13 protein-coding genes are annotated in these 12,625 nt (G+C 72.9%); 3 read left to right on the top strand and 10 right to left on the bottom strand.

The window, feature by feature from the left end:
- Nucleotides 1–62: 62 nt before the first annotated feature.
- Nucleotides 63–1,112, bottom strand: coding sequence for a class I SAM-dependent methyltransferase (locus KVF89_RS27040; protein WP_257430235.1), 1,050 nt, complete (start codon nucleotides 1,110–1,112; stop codon nucleotides 63–65).
- Nucleotides 1,113–1,122: 10 nt separating this feature from the next.
- Complete coding sequence (locus KVF89_RS27035; protein WP_257430234.1) at nucleotides 1,123–2,451, bottom strand: lipopolysaccharide biosynthesis protein; 1,329 nt, start codon at nucleotides 2,449–2,451, stop codon at nucleotides 1,123–1,125.
- A 100-nt stretch (nucleotides 2,452–2,551) separates the two neighbouring features.
- On the opposite strand from KVF89_RS27035, the gene KVF89_RS27030 reads away from it, so the two are divergent.
- Nucleotides 2,552–3,514 (top strand): hypothetical protein, encoded by a 963-nt coding sequence (locus KVF89_RS27030; protein WP_257430233.1) that lies wholly within the window; start codon nucleotides 2,552–2,554, stop codon nucleotides 3,512–3,514.
- Nucleotides 3,515–3,535: 21 nt separating this feature from the next.
- On the opposite strand, the gene KVF89_RS27025 is transcribed toward KVF89_RS27030, so the two are convergent.
- From KVF89_RS27025 to KVF89_RS27015, 3 genes are read right to left on the bottom strand one after another with little or no spacing between them, the layout of a single operon-like run.
- Nucleotides 3,536–4,288, bottom strand: a complete 753-nt coding sequence (locus KVF89_RS27025) for an SDR family NAD(P)-dependent oxidoreductase (RefSeq protein ID WP_257430232.1) — start codon at nucleotides 4,286–4,288, stop codon at nucleotides 3,536–3,538.
- A complete protein-coding gene (locus tag KVF89_RS27020) occupies nucleotides 4,285–5,655 on the bottom strand; it encodes a class I adenylate-forming enzyme family protein (protein WP_257430231.1) in 1,371 nt (456 codons plus the stop codon). The genes KVF89_RS27025 and KVF89_RS27020 overlap by 4 nt, the downstream gene beginning before the upstream one ends.
- A gap of 10 nt (nucleotides 5,656–5,665) precedes the next feature.
- Nucleotides 5,666–5,896: an acyl carrier protein gene (locus KVF89_RS27015; RefSeq protein WP_257430230.1), complete on the bottom strand. Its 231-nt coding sequence runs from the start codon at nucleotides 5,894–5,896 to the stop codon at nucleotides 5,666–5,668.
- 95 nt (nucleotides 5,897–5,991) lie between these two features.
- Here KVF89_RS27015 and KVF89_RS30670 point away from each other — a divergent pair, with 95 nt between their 5' ends.
- Nucleotides 5,992–6,669: a CatB-related O-acetyltransferase gene (locus tag KVF89_RS30670; RefSeq protein WP_257430229.1), complete on the top strand. Its 678-nt coding sequence runs from the start codon at nucleotides 5,992–5,994 to the stop codon at nucleotides 6,667–6,669.
- A 147-nt stretch (nucleotides 6,670–6,816) separates the two neighbouring features.
- Here the strand turns inward: KVF89_RS30670 and KVF89_RS27005 are convergent, their stop codons facing one another.
- Genes KVF89_RS27005 through KVF89_RS26995 form a run of 3 tightly spaced genes read right to left on the bottom strand, consistent with a single transcriptional unit; the run spans nucleotide 6,817 to nucleotide 9,298 of the window.
- On the bottom strand, nucleotides 6,817–7,437 hold the full coding sequence (locus KVF89_RS27005; RefSeq protein ID WP_257430228.1) for a serine O-acetyltransferase: 621 nt from the start codon (nucleotides 7,435–7,437) through the stop codon (nucleotides 6,817–6,819).
- Complete coding sequence (locus KVF89_RS27000; RefSeq protein WP_257430227.1) at nucleotides 7,434–8,105, bottom strand: class I SAM-dependent methyltransferase; 672 nt, start codon at nucleotides 8,103–8,105, stop codon at nucleotides 7,434–7,436. The genes KVF89_RS27005 and KVF89_RS27000 overlap by 4 nt, the downstream gene beginning before the upstream one ends.
- A 38-nt stretch (nucleotides 8,106–8,143) precedes the next feature.
- On the bottom strand, nucleotides 8,144–9,298 hold the full coding sequence (locus KVF89_RS26995) for a glycosyltransferase family protein (RefSeq protein WP_257430226.1): 1,155 nt from the start codon (nucleotides 9,296–9,298) through the stop codon (nucleotides 8,144–8,146).
- Nucleotides 9,299–9,390: 92 nt separating this feature from the next.
- Here KVF89_RS26995 and KVF89_RS26990 point away from each other — a divergent pair, with 92 nt between their 5' ends.
- A complete protein-coding gene (locus tag KVF89_RS26990; protein ID WP_257430225.1) occupies nucleotides 9,391–10,116 on the top strand; it encodes an FkbM family methyltransferase in 726 nt (241 codons plus the stop codon).
- A 22-nt stretch (nucleotides 10,117–10,138) separates the two neighbouring features.
- Here the strand turns inward: KVF89_RS26990 and KVF89_RS30520 are convergent, their stop codons facing one another.
- Both KVF89_RS30520 and KVF89_RS26980 read right to left on the bottom strand, forming a co-directional pair.
- Nucleotides 10,139–11,230, bottom strand: a complete 1,092-nt coding sequence (locus tag KVF89_RS30520; protein ID WP_257430224.1) for a glycosyltransferase family 4 protein — start codon at nucleotides 11,228–11,230, stop codon at nucleotides 10,139–10,141.
- 1 nt (nucleotide 11,231) lies between these two features.
- Nucleotides 11,232–12,515 carry a methyltransferase gene (locus KVF89_RS26980; protein WP_257430223.1) on the bottom strand — a complete coding sequence of 428 codons (1,284 nt, stop codon included), beginning with the start codon at nucleotides 12,513–12,515 and terminating at the stop codon, nucleotides 11,232–11,234.
- Between the last annotated feature and the right edge of the window lie 110 nt (nucleotides 12,516–12,625).

Raw genomic sequence — 12,625 nt, 5'->3', positions numbered from 1 at the left:
GCCCCGCCACGGCGGGGCCTGTGTCATGTCCGGACCGTCATGTCCGCACCGTCAGGTCCGGGTCAGCCGACCCGGCGCAGCCACAGCGACGACGGCGGGTTGGGGTCGTCGCCCACCGGGACGTAGCGCGGGTGGCTGCGCCGCAGGGCCGCCTCGTCGTCGTGACGCAGCATCGGCACCGACAGCTCGATCGGGAACTCCTTGTTGAACGCGAGGAAGGTCTGCACGACCATCGCCTCGTTCCAGTAGACCGGCCACCGCTCGCCGAACAGCCAGGTGTCGGCCGGGTACGGGGTGTTGAACGGGAACGGCACGTCATGGATGTGGACGATCACGCCGGGCCTGACCCGCGGCAGCACCTCGAGGAAGAGATAGGCGACGTCGCTGTCGATCTTGAGCGAGTGCGACGAGTCGATGAACAGGAGGTCTCCCGCCTCCAGCTCCTCGAACCGCTCGGTCGGGACGTCCTGGACGAAGCCCTCGACGAGCTGGAAGTTGGGCAGCGAGCGCAGCGCGTCGAAGGGGTACGGCTCGACGCAGGTGATCTGCAGCGGCGCTCCCTCGGCGGCGTTGCGCCGGCCGGCGAGCGAGGCGTAGTAGGTGGACAGCCCCGACCCGACCTCGAGATAGCGGGCCGGCTTGTGCTCACGCAGCATGTAGTAGAGCGTGCGGGCGTCGAACTCGGGGTAGCCCGGCCCGAATCCCCGGCGGGTGTTGGCGAGGTAGTCACCGGTCTCGGCGAGGAACTCCGCCTCCCACCGCGCGCCGAGGCCGTCGAGCCGCTCGCGCATCGCGCCGAGATCGACATCGAGGCCGGGCAGGCTCGAGGGCCGGTCCCAGCGCGCCCGGGTCTCCTCGATCTCCTCGAGCACCGGCAGCGTCGAGTAGTAGTCGGCGCGGTGGGCGACGTTGTAGCCGAGCCACCCGAAGACCCTGCGGACGCCGCGGATCCGGGCCCGGCGGGCCCGGAACACCACGCGGTCGAGGAAGGTGATCAGGAAGCCCGGCGCGAAGCGGGCGAGGAGGCGCTTGACCCGGCCGGTGAACGGCACGTGGGTGGTGCGCTCCGCCGCGGTCGGGGCGACCTCGGGAGCAGTTTCGACACTCGACATGGCCGGGATCCTACGCATCGGCGACACCGTCGGCGGCAGAGTCCGAGGACCCGGACTCCGCAAGCTGCCCGGACGCCGCGGTGGCCAGCACCCCGAAGCCCAGCAGCAGGCAGGCCGCGGCGGCCACCGCGGTCAGCAGGATGCCGACCAGCACGATGCTGTCGTTGAGCGCGGCGACGACGATGCCGGCGGCGAGCGCGGCGGCGAGGACGAACTCCACGACGGAGGCGTATCGCGCGTGGTCCCGGGCCTGGAGCACGGCGATCAGCACGCGGCGCGTGCCCAGCATGCCCGCGGCGAGCACCACCCAGCGGGCGCACTCGACGGCGCCGAGGAACTCCGCACCGAACGTCAGCCGGACCAGCGGCTCCATCGCCAGCTCCAACGGCACGGTGATCACGAGCATCAGGACGACCGTGAGGCCGAGCGTGCGCCGGACGTACTCCCGCTCGGCCACGGGGTCGGTCTGCAGCACCGCCAGCCGCGGCAGCGCCACGCCCGCCAGCGACATCCCCAGCACGTTGTGCAGCGCGGAGAGGGCAGAGGCCACGCCGTACAGGCCGAGCATGGTGTTGCCGAGCAGCGAGCCCACCAGGAAGCGGTCCAGCTGCAGCCCGTCGATGGGCCCGACGCTGCTCACGTGCCCGCGGCGCGCGAGGCTGCGCAGCTCGTCGCGGTCCAGGCGCGGCGCGTCCGGTCCCAGCGACGGGCGCAGGCTCCGGACCCGGGCCAGGAGCACGCCGCCGCTGAACGCGAGGATGACGAACGGGACGCCGACCGGCCCGAGGTTCCACCCGAGGGCCAGGCAGACACCGAACGCGAACACCACGGCCGCCTGGGGCAGCACGCCGGTCAGTGCGATCCGGATCGGCGCGGTCCCCTCGCCCAGCATCGCGCCCATCAGGATCCGCGCCGCCATCGCGTTGAGAGCCGTGAGCACGACCGCGACGGCCAGCAGAGCCGTGTCGACGCCGAGCCGGTCACGGTCGACGAACACGAAGTAGGCCGCGGCGACCGCGCCGGCGGCCACGCCGATCATCAGCCAGGAGCGCGCCAGCCCACGCAGACCGTCACGGGCCGGGATCCCACGCTCGGCGAGCTGCTTGGTGATCGCGTTGGGCAGCCCACCGCCGAGGGTCAGCTGGGCGGCGACCGCGCCGAGTGTCGCCACGAGGAGGACCTGGCCGCGGCCCTCGACGCCGAGCATCCGCGCGGCCATGATGCCGCTGGCCATGGTGAGCAGCTGGGTGAGCACCCCCGCCCCGGCGAGCAGCCACCACGGGACCGGCCGGTGCCGGGCGGCCGCGGGCACGGACGTGGCGGGGGAGGACGTCGACACGGGTGCAGGATACGGGTAACGCCGCCCCCTGGACGGTCGTTGGAGAACCCGGACCCGATGGGTGAGCGGCGAACGTCGCCGGGTCCGCGAAAGGAGCTACGTGAGCGCGCCGTTCGTCCAGCGACCTCTCATCTTCAACCACATCCCGAAGTGCGCGGGCACCTCCGTGCGCAACGCGATCGTCGCGGCGCTGCCCCCGGAGGCGACGACCGTCTACCGGGTCGACGTCTCCCTCGTCGGTGGCTACGACCGGATCGACGCGCTCCGCCCGCAGGCCGCGGCGACCTTCGTACGCGGGCCGGAGGAGCTGCCCGCCGACGGGGACTTCATCACCGGGCACGTCGCGCCCGGCACCACCCGCGCCCGGTACGACGAGCGGCAGGAGGTCACGATCCTGCGCCACCCGCGGCTGCGGGTGCTCTCGCAGTGGGTGCACAGCCGGGCGCTGTCCGACTTCGACCTGCGCCACTTCGGGCACGCGGGCTCGATCGCCTTCCGGGTCGCCCGCGGCCGGCTCGGCGACTACCTCGACCACGCGATGATCGCGCCCAACATCGACAACACGATCGCGCGCTTCCTCGCCTGGCCGCACCCGCTCCTGTCGCCGACCTCCTTCATCGAGGAGAGCCAGGAGGAGGAGATCCTCGGCGCCGCGCTCGACTCGCTCGACCGCTTCGACCACGTCGGCCTGGTCGAGGACCCCCGCTTCCTGGAGCACCTGGGCACCGCGATCGGGCTGACGCTGCCCGACATCCGGCTCAACGAGCGGGTCTCGGTCCCTCGCCGCCGCCGTCCGGACCTGGCGCCCGAGCTCGACGGTCGCACCGTGGAGCTGCTCGCCCGTCATACCCGCCTCGACGAGCGGTTGTGGATCCACGTCGCCCGCCGGATCCGGCCCGACTCCGATCCCGCGCAGACGCTGGAGGTCGCGTGGGAGCAGGCACTCACGAGGTACGACGCCGCGCTCACCGCGCCCTACGAGACCCGACCGGTACGCCGGGCTGCCGAGCTCGCGTACGGCACCTACGCGGCGGCCCGCGGGCTCCGCCGGCCCTGGTACTGAGACCGCCCGGGAACCGGGGCGTCAGCCGGTCAGGCCGCCGTCGACGACGAGCACCTGCCCGGTCAGGTAGGTGTTGCGCGGGTCGGTGAGGAACTGGCACGCGCGCGCGATGTCCTCGGGGTCGCCGAGCCGCCCGGCCGGCGTACGGCGGACGATCTGCTGCAGCTGCTCCTCGTCGAGCCCGTGGCTCATCTCGGTGCGCAGGTAGCCGGGCGCGATCGCGTTGACCGTGATCCCGCGGGTGCCGAGCTCGCGCGCGAGGGCGCGGGTCATGCCCTCCAGAGCGGCCTTGGTGGCGCTGTAGACCGCGAGCCCGCGGTAGCCGGAGCGGCCGACGACCGAGGAGATGTTGACGATCGTGCCGCTGCGCCTGACCATCATCCGGCGGCTGACCTGGCGGGCCATGTAGAGCGAGCCCTTGATGTTGAGGTCGACCACGACGTCGATGTCCTCGTCGGAGGTCAGCCCGATCACGCCGTCGCGCGCGACGCCCGCGTTGTTGATCAGCACGTCGATCCGGCCGAACCGCTCGATCACGGCGTTGACGAACGCCGCGCAGTCCGCGGAGCTCGACACGTCGGCGGGCAGGAACAGGAAGCGGTCGGCGACGGCGGCGTCGCCCTGCCACTTCTCCACCTCGGGGGTGCTGCTGCGGGCGCAGGTCGCGACGACGTCGCCCTCGTCGAGATAGGCCTGCACGATGCCGGCCCCGAGCCCCCGGCTGCCACCGGTGATGACGACGACGCGCGGCTCAGCGGTGCTGGTCTCGCTCACGGTGCTTCTCTCCTGACGATCTTGCTCCCGGTCGTGCTGACCTCGTCGACGAACCGGATGCTGCGGGGGCGGGACGCCGACGGCAGGTCGGCGCACGCCGCACGGATGGCGGCGTCGATCGCGGTGGTGTCCGCGCCTGCGGACGCCACCACCTCCACCGCAACGATCTGACCCGTCATCGGGTTCCGCCTCCCGTAGACCCGGGCCACGTCGACGCCCGCCACGGCACCGATCCGCTCCTCGATGACGAGGGGGTGCACCTTCACGCCGCCGACGTTGATGATCTCCGAGGAGCGGCCCAGGAACACGAGCCGACCGTCCTCGACGGCGACGAGGTCGCCGGTGGGGCGCCACTCCTCGGCGTCGACGTCGGGCTCCCCGTAGTAGCCGACCATGCCGGTGCGCGATCGGATCCACAGCTCGCCGTCGACGACCTTCAGCGCGACGTCCGCGTCCTCGCCGCGCTCCAGCACGGCCGTCGACAGGCCCGCCCGGCGGTCACGCATCGAGCCGGTGGAGCCGAACTCGGACGCCGCGTAGACCTGCGAGACGTGGGCGTCGGGGAAGGTCGTCGCGAGCTCGCCCAGCAGCGGGCCCGGAACGGCCTCGCCGCCCAGCGTGATCTGGCGCAGCTGCGGGACCGGCCCGCCGTCGGCGCGCAGCTCGGCGAGCAGGAACCTCCAGTACGTCGGCGTGGCGCTCGCGTGCGTCACCCCCAGCGCGCGCATGGCCGCGAGGCCCTCCCGCGGGCGGCGCGGCGCCGGAGCGACGAGCGTCGCGCCCGCTGCGAGCACGTGCAGCAGCACCTGGAGTCCGGCGAACTGGTGCAGGCCGAAGCAGAGCAGCCAGTGCTCGTCGCCGGCGGGCTGTACGTGTGCGGTGCTGCGGACCAGGCGGCCCCAGTCGTGGCGGACACCGCGGGGAGCGCCGGTCGTGCCGGTGGTGAGGACCAGGTGCGGCCGGTGCGCGGGCAGGTCGCCGGGAGCGCTCTGCGCGGGAGTCGCGAGCAGACCGGCGAGGCCGACACGGCGTACGCCGGCCGGCAGCGCGGACTCCGGCAGGTCGTCCCGGTCGGTCACGACCACCGTGTGGTCGAAGCGCCCGACCAGGTCGAGCACCTGCTCGGCGCCGTCGGGCGGGAGCAGACAGACCTCCACCCCGGTCGCCGCGGCGGCGGCCATCAGCGCGATGACCGGCGCGGCCTCGTGGTCCGCGAGGGCGATCCGGTCGGCGCCGAGCTCGCTCAGCGCGGTCGCGGCGCCTTCGGCCATCGCCAGCAGCTCGGCGTACGAGACCGTCAGATCGTGGGTGACCACCGCCGGCCGCTCCGGCCGGGTCTGCGCGCCGCGGCGCAGGAACTCGATCATGCAGTCCGGCTCAGGCCGTCACGTAGAACGACACGATGTCGTTCAGCGTCTCGGGCATCGTGTCGCCCTGGAAGGGGTCCGTGCCGAACTCGTCCTCGAGGACCGCCGAGAGCTCGGCGGCCTCCAGCGAGTCGAGGCCCACGCCGTCGGCGTACAGCGGCGTCTCGACCGTGACCTCACCGGCCTCGGGCTTCACCCGCGCGACGAACTCTCGAACGACCTGCTCGACCCGATCCTGCATGCCAGCGTGCTCCTCGTCTCGCCCGGAAATGGCGGGCCAACCATAGCCGCAACTCGGCACTCGCGACCGCCGTTCCACCGGTAGCCTGCTCTCTCATGACCGCCGACATGCGCGTCCCTGCTCCCAGGACCGCCCGCGAGAAGATCGCCGCCCGACTCCGGCGAAGCGTCCGGCGCTGGGTGGACGGCCCCCAGCTGCGTCACTTCGACGAGCTCGACGAGCGGCTGCTCACCTTCGAGTACCCGTCGTACCCGTGGATGAAGATCGTCGAGACCGTCGAGAACGACGGCCAGCCCGTGCACGTGAAGAGCTACGCCGGGGTCAACCCGACGGCGATCTTCATGCCCGGCGGCCTGCACCATGCCGACTGGGTCACGACCGTCCACGCCCACGTCGAGAACGGCGAATGGGTCCAGGCCCCGGACGCCATCCACAACAAGGGACCGATCACCGTCGGGCACGACGCGTTCGTCGCCTACGAGGCCATCGTCTCCTCGGGCGTGACCATCGGCGACGGCGCGATCGTGGCGACCCGGGCCGTGGTGGTGCGCGACGTCGAGCCCTACGAGATCGTCGGCGGCAACCCCGCCAAGCACATCAAGTACCGCTTCGAGCAGCCGATCCGCGAGGCGCTGCTGCGGATCAGGTGGTGGGACTGGGACACCGACAAGGTCGCCGCCCACAAGGGCATCATCCACTCGCCGCGGGTGGAGGAGTTCGTGGCCGCTCACGACCCGGAGCTCGGGCCGCCCTCCTGCGAGATCTGCCGCTGAGGCCGACTTGCTTGGGCCGAGCGTGTCGCAGACGGCGCTCGCCGCCCGGGGTCTCGCTTCGCTCGCCCCGCGGGCTTCGCGCCGTGCCGCTTCGCGGCCGTGCGCCACGCTGCCGGCCGTGCTGCCGGCCTGGGTCGGCCTGGTCGGTCACTCGATCCGCTCGTACGTCCCCGGGATGATGGCGTCGCGGACGGCGACCTTGCGGGCCGGGACCCCGAACATCACGGCCCGCTCCGGAGCGTCCGAGAGCAGGACCGAGTTGGCGCCGATCTGGGCGTAGCGGCCGACCGTCACCTTGCCGACCAGGACGGCGTGCGCGAGCACGATCGCCCCGTCGCACACCGTCGGGAAGCCGTCCTCCTCCGGCGGTGTGTCCGGCTGCTTCACGCCGGCGGTGACGCCACCGCCGAACGTCACGTTCGCCCCGACCCGCAGACCGTTGCCGATGACGACCCCGTTGGGGTGGGGCATCAGCAGGCCCGGGCCGACGTCCATGCCCGGCACGAAGTCGGCGCTCACCAGCACCATCCCGATCGAGCGGAGCAGGAAGGCCAGCCGGGTCCGGCCCCGGCGTACGGCGATCTGCTGGGCCCGCAGGATGACCGAGGCGACGAGGCCCGGGTTCGACACCGCCTTCACCGCGACCGCCGGCCAGGACGGACGGACGTCGGGTCGGTAGCGCAGCAGGTCCGAGAAGACGAGGTCGCGGAAGCCCAGCCCCGCCGAGGTGGTGAGGCCCTCCACCGGCTCGCCCGCCGGACTGCTCACCGGACCGCCTCGATCGCCATCTGGGCGCCGCCCTCGCCGGTGCGCTTGTCGAGCCCGCGCAGCGCGTCGTGCCGGCTGTCGGACAGCGACCACTCCTGGGCGTCGGTGAAGCCCGCCTTGGTGAGCTCGGCGCAGAGCGACGCGACGTCGTACAGATAGCCGGTGTGGTGGCCGAAGGACGCGATCGGCACCCGCACCAGGTCGGTCGGGTGCTCGACGGTCAGGCCGAGCGAGCGGTAGAAGCCGCCGACCTCGTCCTCGACCGAGCGACTGCCGGCGAGGTAGAGCTCGACGTGCTTGCCCAGGTCCGGCGTGACCAGGCGGATCACGCCGCCGGGGCGCAGGCAGCGGTGGGCCTCGGCGAACATCCGGCGGCCGGCCTCGAGCGGCACGTGCTCGATCATGTTGTCGGCGTAGACGACGTCGAGCGAGCCGTCCTCGAACGGCCAGCGCCCGGTGGCGTCGAGGTAGTTGCGGGTGCGCGCGTTGACATTGACGACCAGCCAGCCGGGCCGGTCGGACAGGCCGCCGATCTCGAGCCTGATCGGGCGCTGGGCCGCCGCCGCGGCCTTCCCCATCCGGCGCTTGGCGATCGGGGTGTTGACGGCGTGCGCGGCCGCGCGGGCGGCCGCATAGAGCCGCGGGTGCTCGGACGGGTGAAGCCTCATGGGGGAACGCCTCCTGGGATCGTGGGGCCGTTGCTCGGTCAGGCGCGCTGGCGCGACCGAGGACGACGTACCCGTCCCAACGAGTCGACGCCCAACAGGTTCTCCGCGAATTCCTCGGCGGTCGCCGGCGGGACCAGGTTGGCCCGCTTCCGGTCGGGCGGATAGGCGAACACCCGGGCGATCGCGGCACCGATGCTGGCCGCGTCGAGCTCGGCGACCTCACCGGCGTCGGTCGCGACGAGCTCGCGCGCCCGCACCCGCGAGCCGGCGGTGACGACCGGGACCTCGGCGGCGAGCGCCTTGCCCATGATCCCGGAGGGTCCGTTGTTGGTCAGGATGATCGGCGCCACGTCGACCGACGCGACGAGCCGGTCGAGGACGTCGCCGGCCAGGAAGCCGTCGCGCACGATCACCCGGCCCCGCTCCTGCTCCGGCAGCGCCTCGGCCCAGGCCAGCACCTCGGGCGCGATCGGACCGGCGAGCAGCAGGTCGGCGTCGAGGCCGGCAGCCCCCATCGCCTCCCAGACCAGCCGGGCGTTCTTGCGCTCGTTCACCACCCCGAAGATGCCCGCGATCCGGCGCCCGGCCGGCAGGTCGAGCTCGGCCCGGTGCCGGGCGCGGTCGCGGGAGTGCGCGTCACACAGGTCGGGGTCGCGGGTGCGCTTGACGATCCAGCCCGGCGTCAGGTCGTCGCGGCCGGCGAAGCCCGCCGTGCGGTCGAGCGTGCGGGTGGCCCTCGCCGCGACCGCCAGCGTCGCCTTGGGGATCCGCAGCCGCCAGCCGGTCAGGTCGCTCAGGCCCAGCTTGGCCGGATAGCGGGTCAGCATGAACACGACGCGCGGGCGCGGCTCGATGCCGCGGAGGATGCGGGGCGCCTCGAACCACCAGCGCTTGAGCGCCTGGTCGGCGTCCATCACCACGATGGTGTGCCGCTCCCCCGCCGCGGCCGGCGTGCGTCGGCACACCTCGGCGGCCGCGGCCGCCATCGCGCGGGTCGACGGCAGGACGCCGTCGAAGACCTCCTCGGCGCGCACGTCAAGGCCGCCGAGGTAGTCGGCGAACGCCTCGTGCTGGGTGGCACCCCGCGACGTCAGCAGGACGGCGTCCCCGTTGCGCAGCGCGACCCTGGCGACATTGGCGACGGCCTGGAACCGGTGCCCGACCGGACTCGGCTCGACGAGAACGGTCGTCATCACACCTCTCCACACCCACGCAGTCGCGATCCCCGACGGGGCCGCAGCATAGCCGCACGCAGGACGCCGGACCACCGCTACGGTGTGCACCCATGGACCGAAGGCAGCTCACCTCGCGCGCCCTGCGCTCGGCGATCCAGATCGTCGCGGACCGCGGGTTCGTCGTGCGCCGCCACCCCGTGGTGCGCCTCCAGACCCAGCTCACCGCGCACGACGTGGACCTGGTGTTCGACGTCGGCGCCGCGAAGGGCACCTACGGCACCGAGCTGCGCCACTTCGGCTACCGGGGACCGATCGTGTCCTGCGAGCCGATGAGCGCGCCGTACGCCGCCTTGGCCCGAGCCGCGGCCACCGACCCGGACTGGCACACCGTGCAGGTGGGGCTCGGCGCGGAGAGCGGCTCGGCCGACATCCACGTCGCCTCCAACAGCGACAGCAGCTCCTTCCTCCCCCTGGGGGAGCGGCACGCGGCCGCCGCCCCGCACGTCGGGTACGTCGGCACCGAGACCGTGCGCGTGACCCGGCTCGACGACCTCGTCGACGAGCTCCCCGTCCGCGGGGAGCGGATCTTCCTGAAGGTGGACACCCAGGGCTTCGAGCGCCAGGTGCTCGACGGCGCCGCCCGCACCCTGACGCAGTGCGTCGGCGTCCAGCTGGAGTTGTCGTTCACGACGACCTACGAGGGCGGCATGCTCGTCGACGAGGCGATCAGCAGGATGTACGACACCGGCTTCGTCCTGACCGGCCTGGAGCCGGGCTTCGCCGCGGCGTCGGGCGCGGTGCTCCAGGCCGACGGCACCTTCTTCCGGGAGTCCTGACCGGCCAGGCGGCTGATCCGGCTCAGCAGGTGCGCAGGAACTCCTCGACGTTGCGGGCCCAGGAGGCCGGCGAGAGGCGCATCGACAGCGCCTTGCTGACCGCCGACATCTCCTCGAGCCGGGCGGCTCCGGCCGCGCTGGTCCGCGCCATCCGGTCGGCGAGCGCCGCGGCGTCCCCGGTCGCGTAGAGGAAGCCGTTGACGCCGTCTTGGACCATCGTCGGCGCGGCGCCGACCATGTCGGAGGTGATCACCGGCAGGCCGGCCGCGGCCGCCTCGTGGAGGACGACGCCGTACGGCTCGGCCAGGGACGGGTTCACGTAGGCGCTGCTGCGGTGGAACAGGCCCGCCAGGTCGCGCGGTTGCACGAACCCGTGCCGGATGGCGCCGGGAACGCCCTCGAACTCCGACTCCAACGGTCCGACTCCGGCCAGGTGCAGGTCCCACGGCTCGTCGACGATGTCGCGATAGCGCCGGTAGGCGTCGGCGAGGACGTCGGCGCCCTTGTGGTGCACCATCCGCAGCGCGGACAGGAACGCACCCCGGCTCTCGAGCTCCGAGCCCGGCCAGGGGCCGGCGCCGTACAGGTCTGTGTCGGCGCACAGGCTGCCGCGCAGGATCGTGTCCGCCCCGAACCCCAGGTGACGGGCGAAGGTCTCGGTCCGCTCGCACGGCACCATCGCGGCGTCGAACATCGGTTGCAGGAACCAGCGCGAGGTCGCGCGACCGACCCACTGGCGGGGCGTGCCCAGCCAGTTGTTGTCCATCCAGCAGACCCGCAGGCACTGGCCCTCGCGGCCCTTGAGCACCTCGCGGTAGGGCGGGATGTGCCAGGAGTGCACGAGGATCGCGTGCGGCGCGAACTCGTCGACCAGCCGGTTGAGCTTCTCGCCGGTCGGCAGCTCGTGCCAGGGGTGCACCCGGGCGACGTCCTCGAGCGGGAACCGCTCGTAGGCCACGTTGTCCCGCTTCGCCTGGGTGATCACGAACAGCTCGACCCCGCGCCCGACCAGGGCGCGGAACTTCGCGTCGAGATAGCCCGTCAGCCCGGTGGCCAGCATGACGACACGCAGGGGCTCGGCATCCCTGCGCGCCGTCGCGACGGCGAGCGCCACCTCAGCCGCCCGTGCGTCGCGCGAACAGGACGTGCCGGTCCCGCTCCGTGCGGAGGACGACGTCGACCTGGTCGAACCCGAGCGAGTTGAGCAGCGCGATCTCGTCCGGGAGCTCGTCGTGGCCCTCGTAGAGCAGCTCGGTGTGCTGGGCGAGGAAGCGCAGCACCCGGTCGCGGTCCGGCAGCCAGTGCACGACGGACAGGGCGGTGACCAGGTCGTAGCCGGACAGCCGCTCCTCCCACTTCTCGGTGCCCATCAGGTCGAGCTGCTCGAAGGTGGAGCCGGTCTCGAAGGCGTCGGCGACGGCGCGCGCCGCGTCCACGATCGTGGGGTCGTGGTCGACCCCGTGGGTCTCGACGGCGCCGTGCATCCTCGCGAAGTTCGAGAGCAGGCCCATGTTGCAGCCGAGCTCGAGCACCCGCTTGCCGGTGAAGTCGACCGAGGCCGCGATCGGATCCCAGCGCAGCGGCCAGGCCCGCTCGCCCGACAGGTGCCTGCCGCGGTAGCTCAGGGCGTAGTAGGCCAGGCCCTGACCTCGCGCGTTGGCGGCGGACTGCTCGGCGAGGTGCCACGCGTCGCGCAGCCGGGCCACGTCGCGGGGCTCGCCGGCGACCTTGGTCGCGGGGCGGGACTTGACCAGCTGGTAGCGCAGCCGCCGGGCCGCGGTGAGGCTCTTCGGCGCGAGGGAGACCGCCGCGAGCTTCCAGAACGGCGTGGGACTGCCGCCCACCCCCACCCAGTCCCGCAGCGCGGCGCGGCGCGGCGACGTACGGGCCGCCCGGTCGAAGTCGACGAGGCGCACGGCCTCGCCCTCGACCAGGATGTTGTCGGTGCGCAGGTCGCCGTGGGAGATGCCCTGCTGGTGCAGCGCCCGCAGCTCGGGGACCAGTGAGCGCAGCACCCGCATCCGGTCCCTGGTCGTGAACGAGGTCTCCTGCTGGTCGAACAGGTGGCTGCTGAACGTGCTGCCGGGCAGCACGTCCTGCACGGAGACCTCCCAGCCGTCGCGCTGCGCGTAGTCGACGTCACGGCCCAGCGAGCGCAGGAACCCCGCCTCGACCTCCATGCCGGCGTCGGCCGGCCACGCGGGGTCGATCCGGCGGATCTTCGCCAGCCTGTCGCCGGCACGGTAGGTCCGGCTGTCGGTGATGTACCGACTCACGGAGACCAGCTCGGCCCCGTCGCCGAGGACGTCGGCGACGATGGCGCGCCACGCCGCCTCCTCCGCCTGGACGTGCTGGGCGGGGGTCGACTGGGCGACCTCGTCGGGTTCTGCGGGGGCCATGTCCACGTGCCACTTCCTCCTGGGGGTCCGGCGAATCCTAGAGTGACAACGTCCGGGCGCCGCCCAGGTTCCGAGGGCATCCGTCACGGTGCCGCCCCAGCCTGGGCCAC

The sequence above is a fragment of the Nocardioides carbamazepini genome (assembly GCF_024614185.1).
In the GTDB taxonomy this organism is placed as follows: Bacteria; Actinomycetota; Actinomycetes; order Propionibacteriales; family Nocardioidaceae; genus Nocardioides; species Nocardioides carbamazepini.
Note: the sequence above shows the minus strand (reverse complement) of the source record. Positions and strands in the feature narration are given on the sequence as shown.